The following is an 18,062-nucleotide window of genomic DNA, read 5'->3' as shown; positions in this document are numbered from 1 at the left end:
GCAGCATGATTCAGTTCAACGTCTCCAGGAACCTGTCGAAACCTCTTGGAAGTCATATTAAGCCTGCGAGCGATCAACGCCCCGACTTTGTCTGGCGCGCCGACCTTGCCCTGATTGGCGCCGATGCCTGTATCGTCGCTCAGGAGCAGCAGAGCCTGTACATCATGGTCTTTTGTGGTTTGGGGAAAGAGCAGTTTGCCAATTTTCCAAAGCTTTTTCGTAATCGCTTCTGGCAGGAAGCGTCCGCAATCTGCCAAAAGAATCCGAAATTCGATTCAAAGACGCTTGCTCGTCACCTATTGTTAATCGGCGACGAACAACATTACGCGCCAGATCCCGATGCCTTGGGCGAAGAGCGAATCGCATTGGTGATGGAGAAGCTGGAGCGTCGTTACCTCTACGATCGGCTCCCACTGCCAGTCGACAACAAAGCGGCGTTTGAATTTGGGGTTCAAGTGAATACGTTGGTCGCTGATCGTTCCGGCAATACGGATCAGTTGTCCCCAATGGAATCTCTAGGAAACCTGTGCCTAACAGCGATTGAGCAGCGAATTCAGCACCATCAGCGCGACACCAGTCCCGTTATTGCCTCTCACGGGAACATCATAACCGTGGACTTTGGACGCAATCGACGCTCCCTGTAATTTAGATTTTCGCAAGGGAGTGTTTACGTTTTCCCCAACACAATCGATTGTCCTCGTAGCGCCACAGATGCCTGAACCTTTGCCATGAGCATGTCAACAAAGCTGGCTGCGGGCCCTGACAAGGTTCGCCATTGAGGCCAAACCAAGTAGAGCTGCCGACTCAGCATCTGTGACTCACCGTCCAGATAACGCAAGTCCTGCAGATTGTCGAGCCGCGCGATTTCGGTCATAGGAATCAAGCCAACACCGACGCCTGCAGCGACCAGGTCGGCGGCCAACGTGATGTCCCGGGTGCGAACCACCCGCCGATAGCCAGAGAGAAAGTCGTCGAACTGTACCTGGGACATCTGCACCTGAGTAGGCCCATAAGGCATGATCAATGTTTGGTCTGCAGGGGAATCTCCCTGGCTAACATGCCCCAATAGCCGCACACGAATCTCGGCTAGAGGCTTGAAATACAGGCTCGAATCCTCTGGCCGACCAACCCTGATGGCAAGATCAACTTTGCGATCGGACAAGTTCAGAGTGTCATTGTCCGGATACAGGTGAAGCTCTATTTCAGAATGCTCAACCAAAAAGTCTCGAATCAGCGTTTTAAGAGGCCCATTGATCAAATTGATTGGGCAGTGTACGTGCAGCTCTCTTTGCGAGGCGGCGGTCAGAAGATGAGCCAGCTTTTGTTCCAATAATCGAACATCTTGCTCCAGCAGCGAGAACAAGTGCTCTCCCTGCTCGGTAAGCACAAATCCCCGAGCATTTCGATGTAGCAATCCATACCCCAATCCCTGCTCCAAAGCGGACAATCTTCTGGAAAGCGTCGAAACCGGCATATCCAGCGTTTTCGCTGCAGCACTTAACGAACCCTGTCGCGCAATCGTCAAAAATAACCGCACATCATCCAGCATTGCAAAACCTCAAACTTAGTTTTCAAAAAGCGATCTTCTGATTCTGCTCATCAAGCACTAGTCTATGGAACTACAGAGAAATCATCTATTTGAGGAAATATTATGTCTGCCACTCTCCGTTTAATGGCAACCATTACTCCGAAACCGGAACATCAGCAGCACTGCAAAACGGCCATAGAGACACTAATACCTTCGACACGAGACGAAGTCGGCTGTCTGCAGTTTGACCTATTTCAAAGCCTGGATACCACGCAGTTTATACTGGTAGAACAGTGGCGTAATCAGGCTGCGTTGGATGCACACCTGCAAAGACCAGACGTCCAGGCAGTGTTTGCTTTCTATCGTGAAGCGCTGGCGAATCCTGTCGTGATTCAACAGTTACTTCCCTTATCCGACGCAGACAACCGTCATCCATAAGCCAAGGCAACCTACTCAATTTTCATAGTCATTGCGCTCCTCCGGTAGGTCGCTCAAATACTCTACAAACTCCACCTCTAAGCCGTCAGGGTCGATAAAATACACATTGCGACGCCCGGCAAGCGGAGGTCCAAAGTGATCGGGTTCGAATCCCAGTCGAGCAAGACGGGCCACGACCGCATCCAGATCTGAGACCTCAAGCCCAATATGCGCGAGCCCCAAAGCATTCGAGCAAAGGTCGCGAGCGCTCCCTGTGCCACTGTCGTTGAGCGTCAAATAATGGTAGTCATCCCCAAAGTGGACCCAATGTCGCTCGACGCCATACCAAGTCTGTTTACCCTCCCCTCGAACTTTCCAATGGGGCATAACAGCCTCATAAAAATCCAGACTCACAGGAATATCTCTCACCACCAGATTCACATGTTCAATCCTTAACATGTTGCCTCTCCCCAGCGTGCAGCCAAATCCGACCCTCGAGTCTATCCATGGCATGAGCCAATGGGTTCGGCAGCTCCACAACATTCATACCACGGTTCAGCGCGCGTATTTGACCATCGCCTCGCTTCATCTCTCTCTCCTAGAATTGCTGTTAAAGAGAAGCCATGGTAAAACCTCAACTTATGTTCAGGTAAAGTACCTACGGCGAGGAAAATGTCAGATAAACACAACTTCAGTGTCGGACAGATCGCAAAGCGCTGCGGTGTAAAGGTGAGCGCACTGCATTTCTACGAGCGGCGAGGATTGATTTATAGCAGCCGCAATTCCGGCAATCAACGACGCTACGGTGCAGACGTATTACGTCGCGTATCACTGATAAAAGCAGCACAGAGGTTAGGCATCAGCCTTGCCGAGATTGAGCAGGCTTTCGCACAGCTTCCCCGACACAAAGCGCCGAGTAAAGCCGATTGGGAGAGTTTATCAAGGCACTGGCACAAACAGTTGGATCTTAGGATTCAAACCTTGGAGAGGCTCAGAGACTATCTCACCGGATGCATCGGCTGTGGCTGTCTGTCGATGAAATCCTGCCCACTCTACAATCCGGAAGACGTCTTAGGACTCACCGGCACCGGGCCGGTGATTCTCGAGGGCGTAGAAACCACCGAGTGAACCGGGCAATTCAACCTCAGCCAACGCAGACGGTTGCCAGGGAGACTTAATCAGCGTCCTGCGCAACGTCAGATAGTCAAACAATATAACGCCTCCGGCCGCCAGCAGAATAATTAACAGGTTGAACAGCAAGGGGTTAGAGGCAGACCGATAGTAATGGCCAACCAAATAGATCGCCGGCAAGGTAAAGACGGCGTTGATCAAGCCGTAACGCAAATATTCGCGAACAGAGGCGCGCGATTCAGGGTGCTTATAAAGATAAAAAGTCCCGCAATGAGGGCACCCGTTCGCCTTATGGGGATCGGCAGAATCAAAACAAATCGCCGTGGAATCAGAAAACCGTTCAGTACAACCTGGACACTGCAACACCATTGACTTGCCCCCTGTAACCGGAAAAGAGCAGGCGAACACTCGGGGAGACAGCCTGTGCATTAAAGTACATGTGGCTGTCGATCTCTCCCGATCGCTTTCAAATGACAGAAGGCTGTCAGAATTCACCAGCAGAATAAACAGAAGAAGTTGTAGTTCAAAATTGAAGGACTGTCCAATCGCAACAAGAGTACGCCCTCATCGTGCGCTTCTCAATCACCCTGAGCTCCGTGACGCCAAATTCAACAAAACTGTTTTTGACAGCGGCCTAACATGACTCTATCGTGGCCGGCTGACCCAAACTGCGGCCGCCCCTATGCCTTCATCTGTGAATCTTCGCCTGTCCGTACTGGCACTCTTTCTCGTCGGCCTAAATCTTCGTCCCTGTCTGGCAGCCCTGCCGCCATTGCTGGATAGCATCCAGTCAGCTACCGCCATGAAAGCTGCGACCGCCAGCATGCTTACGACAATTCCTATTTTTCTAATGGGGATACTCTGCATCAGTGGCCCGATTATCTTACGCTTAAAAGATAACGTTATTGTCACGCTGGGTATTCTGGCGATAGGCATCGCCTCAGCATTGCGGCTCATTCTGCCCAGTGAAGCGGGATTATTATTGACCGCATTCATTGGTGGAAGCGGTATTGCTGTTGTACAGACCGTACTGCCAGCGGTTATACGTCGAACATTTAATGAGCAGTCCGCCCAAGTAATGGCGCTATACACCACAGCTATTATGGCCGGAGCTGTCGTTTCCAGTGCCGCCGCACCCTGGTTGATGGAAATAAGTCACTGGACGCTAGCGCTCGGCTGCTGGAGTCTGTTGGCGCTTCCTGCGCTAACGTTGTGGGCGTATCGTTTTCGACGCAGTGATGGTGTCGATTTCGCCCCTAACCACTTTAGCCATCTATCTCCAGGTATTGGACGCGTTATTGCCCTAACGATTTTTAATGGTATCGGTACTGGCGCCTACTCACTGGTCCTAGCCTGGTGGCCACCATACTATACACAGCTCGGCTGGAGTCCCGCGGCTGCAGGTGGCTCTATGGCGATCGTCTCGCTCTGTCAGGTAATTGCCGGCTTTCTAGTAACAATGATCATCAAACGTTTTCCAGATCGCCGCCCCATGATCTTCGGCAGTTGTGGACTGGTTATGGCGGGCTTGCTGGTGCTCGCGTTTGCCCCTCTGGCGGGCAGCTATGTTGCAATCGTATGTATTGGCGTAGGACTAGGCGCACTCTTCCCTCTCGCGCTGATCATTGCCATGGACCACGCAAATTCTGCCCGAGAAGCCGGCAGCATACTGTCAATAGTGCAAGGTGGAGGCTACATAATCGCCGCAGCCTTTCCATTTATGGCGGGCCTGATACGTGACAGATATCAGGATCTCAGTTCTGCCTGGTTAATCATGGCAGCATTGGTTGTGATTATGTTTATTCTTGCGAGTCAGTTTCGCGGCGAACCAGAATCCGATGCCCTACCGTCAAACAACGAGGGAAGGACATCCGATTAAGGGCTCAAGACATAGGTCTGCCAACATGCATCGTCAGCAAGTTATTCTGCTTGCTCACTAAGGTAATCAATGATTTTCTGTCTCTGCTCAGCATCTTCAATGCCCTGGAAGAGCATCGCATTACCGGGAGCAAACGCCTGAGGATCACGAAGAAATTCATCCAGAGCTTCCCGAGTCCAGGTTTCGCCTAAGCCCGAGTCCAGGTTTCGCCTAAGTTAGCAAGCGCCTCACTGTATATGAAATCGTCGTGCCGAGCGATCTTCGCGTCGACGACGCCAGCCAGATTAGGACCAGCCAAATGGCCTTCGCCAGGGGTTACCGAGTGACACGATCGACAAACGCCGAAAGCTGCTGCTGGGTCATCTTCACTACCTAGTGAAGGCGTTAATTCTGCAAGTGCACCTTTGTCAGTCAGTAGCAACAAATTTCCCTGCGCCGTTTCAAACACGTCTCTTACCCGCCCCTGAACGGCATCCGGCATCGCTATCGGCTCAGCATAAAGCACTCGCCCCTCATTCATTCGAAGTCGCCAAAGCGTCTTTTTATAGGATGAAACCAGAAAGTCTCCTTTCCAGCGGCGAAACTTCTTACCGGTTATCCGAATCAATCCTGACGTCGCGGTAGAAGGCACCCAGGCAAAAACAGGCAGAGGGTAGCCATCATGACGCCCCTGACGACTGTTTTGTGGCCAATCAAATGCTCCATATTCCGTTCCTAAAGTTACTAAGGGCCAACCATAGTTGGTGCCAGAAACCAATTTATTTAATTCATCGCCACCCTGGGGTCCATGCTCAGTAATCCAAACCTCACCGTCGAGGTCTTGCCAAAGACCTTGGGGATTACGATGCCCCCAAGTCATGGTCTCTGCTGAAAAATCGTCCAAGCGTATCTGGAAAACGCGACCATAATCGCTATCTGACTCCTGAGATAACTTCACCGGAGAATTCTGACCATCGAAACTGTGATCACCCGTGGTGAAGTAAAAGAACTCCCCTCCTTTATCCATCAGTAATTTGCCACCGGCTTCATCACCACGGAAGGGCCAGTCCCAAGTTTCAGTTTGCATTTTCAGACAAGGCTCAGTGCGAAAAACTTCCTGCCATTGAACCTCCGAGGGACGCTCGAGAAGCGCCTCTTTTGTCGTGCTGGCTCGTGAAATTTGCAGGAACACGCAGGCTTGGTCGTTATCCCACTGATGATGCCCAACGTAAACGTCTACCCCCTGGTCACCCTCTACGACCATAAGATCCGTCGCTCGAAATAGCCACAGAGAACTCTCATGTCCAGCATCCAGAAAGTCTTGTGCATTGATGGGATTGGCAACACCTAACATTCTCGTCGCCAGGGTATGATCGGGTTGATAACTGGCGTAATGCAGATCACCACCACCCGAAACGATCAAAAACCCGTTACCGAGCGGTTCAATTCCTCCGCCATTCCTAGGCTCTCTACATTCGGGTTCGATAGCCCCACACTGAATAGCATCGGGATACCAGCTTGCGGCGATCGGATAAAGCGCTGAGTCTATTCGGTACTGATTATCCGTTTCCGCCAATTCAGTGTCTTCTCCCAACCACTGCCCCGCCAAATTACGTGGTTCGGCACCAAATGGCTGTAATACGACTGCAAACAAGAAAGCCACAAAGGTGGCAATAACTAAAAGCTTGGGAGCCCACCTGGCTAATAGCCAGCCAGCGAGATACAGATGTAACCTGCGGCAAAAAAGCTCATTCCACGATCAGCTAGGGCGAGCGAGGCTAATATGAGTGGCGCAAACAATCCCAATTGGACGAGTAAGCTTCTCAACAGCGAAGCGATATCCGTACGGCTGGGGCCGCGTTCCAACCAGGGGTGAATCACGATGACCGCCCCGAAATTCACCAGAGCAATGAATAAGAGAAACAACTCTTTCCGGGGCAATGCCCAGACTGACGCAGCTGAGGTTAATTGCAAAAGCACCAAGCCCGCAGCCAATGACAAGATATAAGGGAAGATGACCCGAGAGGCACTACCAAAAGACATGTGGACTCCTGTCCAAATAAAACAAAACGCAAAGACGATGTGATCCCCCTGACCAACAATCATCTTCTACGAACAACAACGGATAGAACAAACGCACGGCGATAGAGAACAGTGGTATCTCATCCCCTAGCCACTCGTTATGGCCAAGTCATCCCTAAGGGAAACTGACAAATGTTTGCGAGGGCGCGTGCGCTTCGACACAAAACTGGCTTTGCCAGTTCCACAAGTATGTTAACCCATGGTGCCTTAGCCGACCACGGCCATTAGAATGCTTTTACGGAACGAAAAAAGCCCGTGGAGCCAAGTATCAGGTGGGATTCCAGGCAGCCAACGGGCGGAGGATGATGTACACATTGCGGTGGTTGGACGGCTAGAGTTTATGCTCTCAGGCTGGCGCCCCGCACAGCTGCCGTCCTATCTATTGAGTCATCTGTACCAGCCAAGCACAGGTGACTCAATTCGGTGACCAGGGATGACAACATCCGCTGGCGAGAACGTTTAAAATGCCTCTACACGAGGCGCTGATTGTGAAGAACGTAATCTCCACCATCGGCAGCACGAAAGATGCGCTCGGCAGTTAATGCAACATAGCCATCGTTAGCAGCATCTTTATGGGTTTGCAGGCAAGCACGTAGACTCGGCAGCGCCGGACTGATGATATCGTCGCCTTGAGCCAGCTCGACTTCCACCATCATATTCGCCAGAGGATGAGTCTGCTCACTGCGAACTCGGTTGAATTCCAGCTCAAGATGATAATCGCCTTGACGCAACAAAACGGATTCAGGCTCTTCTTTATGGCCATCCAGAGCAACAAACTGCCCGGGGTTCAGTAATCCAGAACTGCTGCCATCGTTGAAAAACGCCAGCAACTGCTGGAAATAAATAACGTATTCACAAACATCACGGTGAGAACCCTGACTGAGCGGAAAGATCTGATCCAGCTCATCAATAAGATCCAGCCAGGTATCGTGACCGGACTGTTGAACTTCTTTCAGCAGACGACTCATATCGACCCAGCGGCGACCATCGGTCGGAGCTACACGAATAGCATCAGCCGTAGCATCGGTCATTTCGGTGGTCAGTTGTGCTATATCCTGGTTCATGCTGTCATTTCTCATACGAAGGGGATTAAACGCTTTTGCCCCGGTAACGGGTGGTTATTGCACCTGCTCTCTCGCTCTCAAGGCATGCAAGCATTGTATAAAATTCACATTTATATTTTTACAATAAAAATTTCACACTGTGAATTTTACAAAACCGCCTTCGACAACACTCGATCAAAGTCTCGTACACTTCAGGCAAAAAAAACCCGCATTTACAGCATTCAGGTGGAAAATGCGGCAAATACGGGCAGTGGATGATATACACAAAAGGCAGTTGGTCGAACGACCGGGCCAAGGCCCCGCACAGTTGTCGTTCTTCCTATTGGTCCCCAATGCAAGCCATGCATCAGAGGCCCAATACGTGAAAAGGCGACTCTGGGCCGCCTTTAAAATGAGTTTAAATCAGGTGCTGGTTGTGCAGGACATAGTCACTGCCGTCAGCCGCGCGGAAAATACGCTCCATTGCCTGAATCTTCTCACAATCATTGGCCGCTTCTGTGGTGCGCCCTTCCAGGCACTTGCGGAAACTCGGCAACTCAGGACACTGCATTGCTGTACCAGTGCCCATTTCTACCTCAACCATAACATTGGTCAATGGATGTTCTGCACCGCGACCCCGGCTCAATTCCAGTTCAATGTGGTATTCGCCTTCGCGTAACAAAACAGACTCTGGCTCTTCCTTATGGCCTTCCAAACCGACAAACTGGCCAGGGTTGCGAAGTCCTGTACTGCTGCCATCCTTGAAGAAGGCCAGTAATTGCTGGAAGTAAACAACATACTCGCTAACATCACGGTGTGAACCCTGGCTCAACGGAAATACGCGATCCAGCTCGTCGATCATATCAAGACACGTCGCGCAACCGGGCTGTTTGGCTTCGGTCAACAGACGATTCATATCAACCCAGCGACGGCTGGTCATTGTGGCCGCATCGATAGCAGCAGTTGCGTTGGTGATTTCAGTATTGAGTTGTGCAGTATCCTGGTTCATCTTGTCGTTTCCCGTTTCTGTGCGTTTAGGGTTATTTACCTGGGATTTCGCTGCCGTTGGGGTTATCCCCTCAGGACATGCTGTCAGTGTACAAAATAAACTGTTAAATTTTCACAATAGAAATTTCACACTGTTAATTTTACAAAATGAGAGATATTAAAAACTTACTGCGCAAATCCCATTTTCTGGGGACCAAAATCCGTAACCTACGGAAACGTAACGGGTTAACCATGGACGATATGTCTGCTCGCTGTGTCAAAATTGATGCAGAAGCAGCACCCTCGGTGTCCTATCTATCAATGATCGAACGGGGCAAGCGGATACCCAGCGTTGAAGTCTTGGAAATTATTGCCCAGGTTTTTCAGAAAGATATCGGCTGGTTTTTGGACGATTCTCCGGATCAGGACCACATCACCCCTACCAAACAGGGCAAGGGTGGACTCGATGGTATGTCCCTGGAACCCAGCTTTCTGTTCTCCAGCGATATTCTGCAAATTGCCATTCCAGAAATGCTTGCCCAAACCGGGACCACGGGTCGCCAGTTCGCCCACTTGCTGATTCGCGCCTATCAGGAGCTTCACCAGAATCACTTTCCCGACCTGGAAAGAGCGGCAGAGGAAGTCGGAGGGAAAAAACTGCCCATCAGTGTTGATGACCTTATGCAATTGCTGGCGGATATGGACATTAAGGTGCGCTGGTTTAAGAAAACGCCACCGGAAATCACCGGACGCACGGAAGGCCGCGTCGGCAATATCTTGCGGTCTTATTTTGATCCACCAGGAACACTTTATTTAAGCGAATCCCTGCGCAACCAGACGGCACGGTTAAAATATGACCTGGCGTTTCATATTGGGCACTGCACTCTGCACGATCGCCAGGGGATGCCGAGCGTGCTCTACGCGGGACGCGATCTGAACATCAGCATGCAAAGTCCTGCAGACCCGTTAAGGTCTTCGGTGGTGGACTCTCAGGACATTCTCCACGCCTGGCGAGATTTCGAGTGCAGCTTTTTTGCTGGAGCCCTGCTCTGTCCAAAAGTGCCTTTCCGGCAACTGTTGGATCGGCAGAGTTACGATGTCGCAACAGCCAATATCGTTGGCGTTTCTCCTTCCGTGGTGATGCGCCGAATGACGGCTGTGTCCCCCTACCCTCACTGGCATTATTTTGATGCTTACGAACCTGGCATTTTGAAGGCGGTCTATCGTGCCAATGGTATTCCACTGCCTTGGGGCAACATGAAAATGGTGGAAGATCCCTGTGAACACTGGGCGGTATTTCGCGGTATTCACGGCGCCATTCGCAGCTCTCACGCGCAAATTTCTGTGATGCAGGTGAAAGATGATTGGCACCTCTATGCCTGTGAAACCATTCTCGATCAGGATATGGCTGACAATGGTCACGTACTCTGCGCGGGTGTTGATTTAATGCCGGCCTTAAAGGCACAGGATCGCAACGCTGCCGAGGTCGCTCTCCGTGTAAAAGAAGCATGCGTGGCCAATGGCGGTTCTGCGCCGCTTCCAGAAAACATACGGCGCGAATTATTGAGTGTCGCCCGCATTTTGAACATCGGCTGGATCGAAGAAGGCATTGATAATCCCGCCCAGCTGATCTGCGCTCGCGGGCGCGTTTGTCCTCGTGTACCCAGCTGCTCTCATGGATGAGACAGTATCTTGTAAGTCGGACCATAACCGGGGATCATTAGCCCACATTTATATCCCATCTTTTTCCGACGACATTCTTCGTCGGGGCATAAAACTCAACGCAAGCCCAGGCCCATTGGCACTGCAAGGAATGGAAGAATGAGTGACAATCCCGTGAAAAAAATAGCCGTGATGACAAGCGGAGGTGACAGCCCAGGAATGAATGCAGCTATTCGCGCTGTCGTGCGGACGGCTATATCAAAAGACCTTTCTGTATGTGGCATTCAACGTGGCTACGCAGGGCTGCTCGAAGGCGCGTTTCATGACATGGATGCCGCGTCGGTAGGCAATATCCTGCAGAGTGGCGGTACCATTTTACAGACCTCACGGTGTATCGAATTTCACGAACCAGAGGTCCGCCGGGAAGCCGCCAACCTACTGCGGCGCAAAGGTGTGGATGGACTGGTCGTCATTGGTGGCGATGGTTCTTTCAATGGCGCCTACTCGCTCAGTACCGAACAGGACATTCCCGTGGTCGGCATTCCCGGCACCATCGACAATGATATTGCCGGTACGGAATACACGATTGGTTTTGATACTGCCGTACAGACCGCCGTAGAGGCCGTCGATAAAATCCGCGACACTGCGTTTTCCCACGCTCGCACGTTTATTGTCGAGGTCATGGGGCGCCGCTCACCCGCCATTGCCCTGCATACCGGAATCTGCACCGGCGCCGAAAATATCGTGCTGCCAACTCAAGATATCGACTATTCCCAAATCGCTGCCGATATTCAACGGGGGGTCGCCCGGGGCAAAAATTCCAGCATTATTATTGTTGCTGAAGGCGAAAAGCCCGGCATGGTCTCCTATGCCATCAAAGATCGCCTAGAGCAGGAATACCAACTGCCAGCTCATGTCTGCGTACTCGGACACACTCAGCGCGGCGGGCACCCATCGGCGCACGATCGCTTTCTCGCGGCGCGCATGGGCTATGAAGCGGTACTCTGCCTGATCGAAGGGAATACACCGGGGGTGACCGTATTTGTCGATGGTCATACTCATATCGTACCGATGGAGCAATGCTTGAAAAAGCGTGTTGAATCCGCGCCTCGTCACGTAGATCTCGCTCGCACACTGTCGATTTAAGCTTCGCCCATTGCCGGTATCAACTGAAAAGCGGTCCTAGCAACGGTGATTTTCGTGTTCTGGTAAGGAAAGGCAGTGCGAGTACAATCCTGCCGTCGCCAGAATTCATAAGTTGCCGTTTTAGATATGCTCTGAACTTGATGTGACTTGCAACGTAAACAGATCTGTAAGAATGCGTGCCCTATCCCGGTCTTACATTCTTGAAGGCTAAGATCGCGCTACACACGAAAAATCAGACAGCCACCGCCAAGATATTCCGGGGAGGAAACCGTTAACGATGCACAATACCCTGCCATTGCTGGAAGTGACTGATTTTCCACCCATCACCCGACAGGCCACTCAAACACTACAAGTGAATCTGGGGTACCGCTGTAATCAGCGCTGCCTGCATTGCCATGTCAATGCAGGACCTAACCGCACGGAAATGATGGCCGCAGACGATGTTAATCTGGTCCTTGAGGTATTGGAAAAGAACAGGATCCGTCAACTTGACCTCACTGGCGGGGCACCCGAAATGCACCCTCAGTTTCGTCATTTAGTCGCCTCCGCACGCAACCACGGCATCCATGTCATTGACCGCTGTAACCTGACCATTTTGAACGAACCCGGATACCTTGATCTGGCAGACTTTCTGGCAGACCACAAGGTACAAATCGTCGCATCAATGCCCTGCTACAGTGAAAAAAACGTTGATCAACAACGTGGCAAAGGTGTCTTTGCTCGCAGTATCGACGGGCTGAAAGCTCTCAATGCTCTAGGCTATGGGCAGCCGAATTCCGAGCTTGAGCTGATCCTTGTCTACAACCCAAACGGCGCCTTTCTACCGCCCAACCAACAGCAATTAGAAGCCGACTATCGTCAGCGACTTAATGACGATTTTGGTATTCAATTTACCCAATTGTTCGCTCTCGCCAACATGCCAATTAATCGCTTTGGGTCAACTCTGGTTTCCAAAGGCGAGTTCGACAGCTACATGTCTCTGCTAAGAAACAACTTCAGCACGGCGAATCTCGACAAGGTTATGTGCCGCAGTCTTATCAGTGTCGACTGGCGCGGCTACTTATACGACTGTGACTTTAATCAGCAGCTCGGTCTTCCGCTGGGGGAAAGCTCAGGAAATGCGTTAGCCTCCAGCAAAAGTCGACATTTAAGAGATCTCCTACGCGACCATGTCGAAGGGCTGTCTGTACAAGTCGCCGATCATTGTTATGGCTGTACTGCAGGTCAAGGCAGCAGCTGCGGCGGCGCCTTGTAATTCACCCCGCGTTTATTTCCATTGTCCAGGACCTTTCCCATGCGAGAATCTGTACAAGACTATTACGGCCAACAATTGCAAAGCAGCGCCGATTTACAAACCAACGCCTGCTGTGATCCCGCCGCTATGCCCGAGTGGCTAAAACCACTCTTGTCGCGCATTCATCCTGAGGTTTTGTCCAAGTACTACGGATGCGGATTGGTCTGCCCGGAAGCCTTAACCGGTTGTCGAATCCTCGATCTCGGCAGCGGCTCAGGGCGCGATGTTTACGCTCTGGCCCAGGTGGTCGGTGCCACCGGTGAAGTCGTCGGGGTCGATATGACCAAAGAACAGCTCGCTGTTGCAGAGTCTTACCAGAATTACCACAGCGATCTGTTCGGCTACAGCAACGTTCACTTTCTCGAAGGATACATCGAAAATTTGGAGCAGTTGGATCTGGAGCCAGCCAGCTTTGACATTGTCGTATCAAACTGTGTCATCAATCTCGCGGAAGACAAAGGCGCCGTCCTCGCTGGCGTCAAACGCTTGTTAAAACCCGGCGGCGAAATGTATTTCGCCGATGTCTATGCTGACCGACGTGTCCCTGAAAGCCTACAGAAGGATCCGGTTGTCTACGGCGAATGCCTCGGCGGCGCCCTCTATTGGAATGATTTTCTGCGTATCGCGAAAGCAAGCGGATTTATTGATCCGCGTCTGGTGACCTCTCGCCAGCTCACACTGGAAAATCCGGAGCTACAAGCTCGATTAGGACACATTCAGTTTCATTCTGCGACTTGGCGATTATTTAACCTCGATCGACTGGAAGACGCTTGTGAGGACTACGGACAAGCCGTCATCTACCGAGGAACCCTGCCCAATCACCCCGATGCCTTTGCCTTGGATGGACATCACCTAATTGAAACTGGAAAAGTTTTCCCGGTATGCGGCAACACCTGGGCAATGCTGCATGACACCCGCTTCCGCGATCATTTCGATTTTATTGGTGACTTTTCTCGACACTTTGGCATTTTTGAAGGATGCGGAACGGCGATGCCATTCACCACCGAGGAAAACGGTAACATTCCCTGCTGTTGAGGATAAATCAGATCCAGGCCTGCCCGACCTTTCGTACCCTGCAAACATAAATGGCAGGACGAACTGACTTTGGCAACCTCTCCCCAGTTTGACGGAAATCTTTTGCAACTTACCCCTGCAGGGCTCTACTGCCGGGCAGGGGATTTCTATATTGATCCCTGGGGTAAGGTCGATCAGGCCGTCATCACTCACGGGCACGCAGACCACGCCCGCCCCGGCTCAAAGCACTATCTGTGCAGTCACAGCAGCGTTGACGTCTTACGCTGGCGACTGCCCGAAGACGCGAGCGTAAAAGGTGTGGACTATGGCAGCAAGATCACTCTGGGTGGGGCTTCGGTGTCTCTCCATCCCGCGGGACACATACGCGGCTCTGCTCAGGTCCGCATCCAAGTCGACGGAGAAGTCTGGGTGGTCGCTGGTGACTACAAGCGCTGCCCGGATCCCACCGCAGAACCGTTCGAGGTTGTACCCTGTGATACGTTCATAACGGAATCGACCTTTGCACTGCCCATCTACCAATGGCAGTCCGGCCAGGATACCGCTAAAGCGATTTATGAATGGTGGCAACAGAATCGTTCTGAAAAGGTCACCAGCTTGCTGTTCTGCTATTCCCTGGGAAAAGCTCAGCGAGTGCTCGCAGAGCTGGCACAGCTGACCTGTGACACTGTCTATCTGCATGGCGCAGTGCTGCCTTTGGCTGAACTCTACCAAAAACAGGGCATTAACCTGGGCAAATTCGAACCGGTTAGGGACCAGGCTGACGACTTTGACTATCGAGGCCATTTAGTGATCGCCCCACCCTCAGCTCATCGATCAACCTGGATGAAACGCTTTCGGTCGGTCGCCACAGGATTTGCCTCCGGTTGGATGCAAGTTCGAGGTCAGCGACGGCGCCAGGGATATCAACGCGGCTTTGTACTGTCCGATCATGCGGACTGGCCTGGACTGGTAAACACCTGTCGCGACACCGGAGCAAGTCGCGTTCTGGTTACCCACGGGAGTGGTGACGCGTTGATTCGCTATCTCAACGAACAGGGACAGGCCGCCTATCCACTGTCGATCTTAGGAGAACCTTTACCTAAGACCGATACATCTACCGCGCCAGAGTCCCGCCCATGAGAGCTTTCTGCGGTCTTTTTCAACAGTTGGATGCAACCACATCAACCAACGCTAAGGTAGCGGCGATGGTCGAATACTTTCAAAAAGCCTCTCCAGAAGATGCCGCCTGGGCAGCCTACTGCCTTTCCGGCCAGCGTCTCAAGCGCCTGGTCAGTGCCAGAGATTTACAGCATTGGTCTCTGGCATTAACCGAACTGCCGGAATGGTTGTATCAGGAAAGTTACCATGCTGTCGGTGATACGGCGGAGACCATCGCTCTGTTACTCGGTGGCGGTGTACAGACAGAAGCAGATCTGCCGCTGCATGTCTGGATGGAAAAACGCATTCAACCTTTAGGATCCCTGAGCAAAGCGGAGCAGTCGGTCATTGTACAAGGGTGGTGGCAGAACTTGGACACCAACAGCATACTGGTACTCAATAAACTGATGACCGGTGCTTTTCGGGTTGGCGTCTCCAAAACCCTGGTTTTCCGGGCGCTCGCGCAAATAGCAGGGCTGGAAGCCGCAACCATCACTCAACGCCTGTCGGGTCCCTGGCTGCCATCCGGGGATTTATTCCGGCAGGTTTTGAGCGACAGCCCCATGCAAGCAGACATCGCCTCTCCCTTTCCCTTTTACCTTGCCCACCCACTGGACAATACCGGCGAAGGCCTCTTAGGGCCGCGCGAAGATTGGCTTGCAGAATGGAAGTGGGATGGGATTCGTGGCCAACTTATGCATCGCCAACACACCGCGTTTATCTGGTCTCGAGGCGAAGAACTCATCACTAAGCAATTTCCCGAACTTGTGACCGCCGCTGAGCAGCTACCGGAGGGAACGACGCTGGACGGTGAAATCCTTGCGTGGTCAGAGAATGCGCCATTAGATTTTGCCACACTGCAACAGCGACTGGGACGCAAAAAACCAGGCAAAAAAATTCTACAGGATGCTCCCGTGTATTTTCTCGCCTACGATCTCCTGGAATATCAGGGAGAGGACTGGCGTGGCTACCCCCTTCAACATCGACGCCAACAGCTTGAAACACTCCTGCAGCAAACACCTGTGGAGCGGGTGAGACTTTCACCAGCAATAGCCGACGGCAGTTGGGAAGATCTAACTCATCTCAGGGAGAAATCTCGAGAGCGTGGCGTCGAAGGCTTGATGCTGAAACGATTGGATTCCTCTTACGGCGTCGGACGTCGCAAAGGTGATTGGTGGAAGTGGAAAATCGAGCCCTACACCGTGGATGCCGTGTTGTTGTACGCTCAACCTGGGTCGGGACGACGGGCAAACCTCTACACAGATTACACCTTCGCCGTCTGGGATGACGACAAACTCGTCCCTATTGCCAAGGCGTATTCCGGATTAACCGACGAAGAAATCCGGCGCGTGGATCGTTGGATTCGTCAACACACGATAGAGCGATTTGGACCGGTGAGATCCGTCACCCCAGAATTGGTGTTTGAAATCGCCTTCGAAAATATCGCGGCATCCAGTCGCCACAAATCGGGTATTGCGGTGCGTTTTCCGCGCATAAAACGCTGGCGCGACGACAAACCGGTGAGCGAAGCCGACACCCTCGCACTCATGCATGAATTCATCGAACAGCACGCCAAACATTCACCAATAACTGCAAGTGAATAGTCACCGCATGCTAGAGTGATCAGTCCTCGGCCATTTCCGCTTTGCGCTCCAGCATAATTTCCAGCTTGATACTGAAAATCAGGCGGCCATCCCGGGGATCTTCCGGCTCGTCCCGAACCCAGGCATACGCAGGTTCCAGTTCATAAAACAACCAAGGACGCAGAAAATTCTGACGATAGCGAATGCCGACGCCATAAGAGGTTACCCAGTCAATAGGGCGCGTCTGACCGCGAGTCCAGGCGAAACTACTGACCGCGCTTTTTTCGTCACTGCGAGTGCCTAAGATCAATCGGGATGACCACTCAACCCCGTCGGTATCTTCGGCGAAAGTGGCATCATTCGACCAGCGGAACAAACGGTTATCACTGATTAGATAGTCGAGATCGTATTCATTGCGCAATCCGAACCCCTCGCCATCGACAAAATACGCGGTCTCGGTGATGCGGTGGGTCAGTTTATCGCTGGTAGGATACATGTAGCGATAGCGGGCACTGGTCTTGAATTTGAGAGAGCGTTTAACACCGATGCGGTAATCGAGCCGGTGACGATCGGATTCTTTCGCTTTGTATTGCAGTGAAACGCGGGTTGTTTGACGATTGTTTTCTACCAGATCATCAGCCTGCTCTTCATCCTCGGTACGACCGTCCTCATCGGTGAAAATCAAGCTTAGACGCTCGTTGACTCTCGGCAAATGCACCTTGCCCCGCAAACGAATGGCGGTATCGTGCCCTTCACTCTCCTCCCATTCATTGTCGAACGTCAGGCGCAAATTTGAGTCAGCGGATTCAATATCGTCTCTTTCGGTGCCGAAAAAGTGATCGATCCAGTTGGCCAGATTATCCGCAGATTCGGAAACATACTCGTGGGTTTCATCGACCCAACCCTCGTCGCCTTCGACCAGTTCACCGTTGGCATCAACGTTACTGGGGGCGTCCCCTGCGCTAGTGTTTGACGCCGGCGAAGCACCAGGAGCAACCACCGGCTCCTCTTCCAAAGCCAGATAGGTCCAGGCGCCAGATTCTGGGGCTGCCCAACTGACACTGCTGATGACCACCGAGCAAACTCCACAGGCCACCGGCGATCTCCAAAGACGCTTTACACTCCTCTTTTCAGAGAGCTCTAAAGAATTAGCCAAACA

At 52.0% G+C, this 18,062-nt stretch carries 18 protein-coding genes; 10 read left to right on the top strand and 8 right to left on the bottom strand.

Annotation, left to right across the window (positions count from 1 at the left end; genetic code table 11):
• Positions 1-5 precede the first annotated feature (5 nt).
• Positions 6-644: a DUF6933 domain-containing protein gene (locus ACXAFR_RS06215; RefSeq protein WP_475173824.1), complete on the top strand. Its 639-nt coding sequence runs from the start codon at positions 6-8 to the stop codon at positions 642-644.
• A gap of 23 nt (positions 645-667) precedes the next feature.
• On the opposite strand, the gene ACXAFR_RS06210 is transcribed toward ACXAFR_RS06215, so the two are convergent.
• Positions 668-1,549, bottom strand: coding sequence for a LysR family transcriptional regulator (locus tag ACXAFR_RS06210; protein WP_475173820.1), 882 nt, complete (start codon positions 1,547-1,549; stop codon positions 668-670).
• Between the two features lie 102 nt (positions 1,550-1,651).
• On the opposite strand from ACXAFR_RS06210, the gene ACXAFR_RS06205 reads away from it, so the two are divergent.
• Complete coding sequence (locus tag ACXAFR_RS06205; RefSeq protein ID WP_475173817.1) at positions 1,652-1,966, top strand: putative quinol monooxygenase; 315 nt, start codon at positions 1,652-1,654, stop codon at positions 1,964-1,966.
• A gap of 15 nt (positions 1,967-1,981) precedes the next feature.
• Here the strand turns inward: ACXAFR_RS06205 and ACXAFR_RS06200 are convergent, their stop codons facing one another.
• Positions 1,982-2,404, bottom strand: coding sequence for a VOC family protein (locus tag ACXAFR_RS06200; protein WP_475173815.1), 423 nt, complete (start codon positions 2,402-2,404; stop codon positions 1,982-1,984).
• 213 nt (positions 2,405-2,617) lie between these two features.
• Here ACXAFR_RS06200 and soxR point away from each other — a divergent pair, with 213 nt between their 5' ends.
• A complete protein-coding gene (gene soxR, locus ACXAFR_RS06195; RefSeq protein ID WP_475173812.1) occupies positions 2,618-3,073 on the top strand; it encodes a redox-sensitive transcriptional activator SoxR in 456 nt (151 codons plus the stop codon).
• Here the strand turns inward: soxR and ACXAFR_RS06190 are convergent.
• Positions 3,017-3,445: a hypothetical protein gene (locus ACXAFR_RS06190; protein ID WP_475173809.1), complete on the bottom strand. Its 429-nt coding sequence runs from the start codon at positions 3,443-3,445 to the stop codon at positions 3,017-3,019. The two genes, soxR and ACXAFR_RS06190, sit on opposite strands and share 57 nt — an antisense overlap.
• Before the next feature lie 313 nt (positions 3,446-3,758).
• Here ACXAFR_RS06190 and ACXAFR_RS06185 point away from each other — a divergent pair, with 313 nt between their 5' ends.
• Complete coding sequence (locus ACXAFR_RS06185) at positions 3,759-4,955, top strand: MFS transporter (RefSeq protein ID WP_475173806.1); 1,197 nt, start codon at positions 3,759-3,761, stop codon at positions 4,953-4,955.
• Between the two features lie 187 nt (positions 4,956-5,142).
• On the opposite strand, the gene ACXAFR_RS06180 is transcribed toward ACXAFR_RS06185, so the two are convergent.
• The 4 genes from ACXAFR_RS06180 to ACXAFR_RS06165 form a co-directional block, all read right to left on the bottom strand.
• Entirely contained in the window at positions 5,143-6,588 is a 1,446-nt protein-coding gene (locus ACXAFR_RS06180) for a PQQ-dependent sugar dehydrogenase (protein ID WP_475173803.1), read from the bottom strand.
• A gap of 47 nt (positions 6,589-6,635) precedes the next feature.
• Complete coding sequence (locus ACXAFR_RS06175) at positions 6,636-6,977, bottom strand: hypothetical protein (protein WP_475173799.1); 342 nt, start codon at positions 6,975-6,977, stop codon at positions 6,636-6,638.
• A gap of 509 nt (positions 6,978-7,486) precedes the next feature.
• Positions 7,487-8,080: an aldolase/citrate lyase/malate synthase family protein gene (locus ACXAFR_RS06170; protein ID WP_475173794.1), complete on the bottom strand. Its 594-nt coding sequence runs from the start codon at positions 8,078-8,080 to the stop codon at positions 7,487-7,489.
• Positions 8,081-8,477: 397 nt separating this feature from the next.
• Positions 8,478-9,068 (bottom strand): aldolase/citrate lyase/malate synthase family protein, encoded by a 591-nt coding sequence (locus tag ACXAFR_RS06165; RefSeq protein WP_475173792.1) that lies wholly within the window; start codon positions 9,066-9,068, stop codon positions 8,478-8,480.
• Between the two features lie 146 nt (positions 9,069-9,214).
• Here ACXAFR_RS06165 and ACXAFR_RS06160 point away from each other — a divergent pair, with 146 nt between their 5' ends.
• From ACXAFR_RS06160 to ACXAFR_RS06135, 6 genes are all read left to right on the top strand, one after another.
• A complete protein-coding gene (locus ACXAFR_RS06160; protein WP_475173790.1) occupies positions 9,215-10,729 on the top strand; it encodes a DUF3612 domain-containing protein in 1,515 nt (504 codons plus the stop codon).
• A gap of 138 nt (positions 10,730-10,867) precedes the next feature.
• Positions 10,868-11,854, top strand: a complete 987-nt coding sequence (gene pfkA, locus ACXAFR_RS06155; protein ID WP_475173787.1) for a 6-phosphofructokinase — start codon at positions 10,868-10,870, stop codon at positions 11,852-11,854.
• A gap of 277 nt (positions 11,855-12,131) precedes the next feature.
• Complete coding sequence (arsS, locus tag ACXAFR_RS06150) at positions 12,132-13,109, top strand: arsenosugar biosynthesis radical SAM (seleno)protein ArsS (protein ID WP_475173784.1); 978 nt, start codon at positions 12,132-12,134, stop codon at positions 13,107-13,109.
• A 39-nt stretch (positions 13,110-13,148) separates the two neighbouring features.
• The gene (locus ACXAFR_RS06145) at positions 13,149-14,183 is read left to right on the top strand and encodes a methyltransferase domain-containing protein (protein WP_475173782.1); all 1,035 of its coding nucleotides are present in this window, start codon (positions 13,149-13,151) and stop codon (positions 14,181-14,183) included.
• 69 nt (positions 14,184-14,252) lie between these two features.
• A complete protein-coding gene (locus tag ACXAFR_RS06140) occupies positions 14,253-15,302 on the top strand; it encodes a ligase-associated DNA damage response exonuclease (protein WP_475173780.1) in 1,050 nt (349 codons plus the stop codon).
• Positions 15,299-16,924 carry an ATP-dependent DNA ligase gene (locus ACXAFR_RS06135; protein WP_475173778.1) on the top strand — a complete coding sequence of 542 codons (1,626 nt, stop codon included), beginning with the start codon at positions 15,299-15,301 and terminating at the stop codon, positions 16,922-16,924. Before ACXAFR_RS06140 ends, ACXAFR_RS06135 begins: the two co-directional genes overlap by 4 nt.
• A gap of 19 nt (positions 16,925-16,943) precedes the next feature.
• On the opposite strand, the gene ACXAFR_RS06130 is transcribed toward ACXAFR_RS06135, so the two are convergent.
• The gene (locus tag ACXAFR_RS06130) at positions 16,944-17,999 is read right to left on the bottom strand and encodes a hypothetical protein (protein WP_475173775.1); all 1,056 of its coding nucleotides are present in this window, start codon (positions 17,997-17,999) and stop codon (positions 16,944-16,946) included.
• Positions 18,000-18,062: the final 63 nt, after the last annotated feature.

Source organism: Pseudomaricurvus sp. ABR4_320, from assembly GCF_056159445.1.
This window is presented reverse-complemented; position numbering and strand designations above follow the sequence as displayed.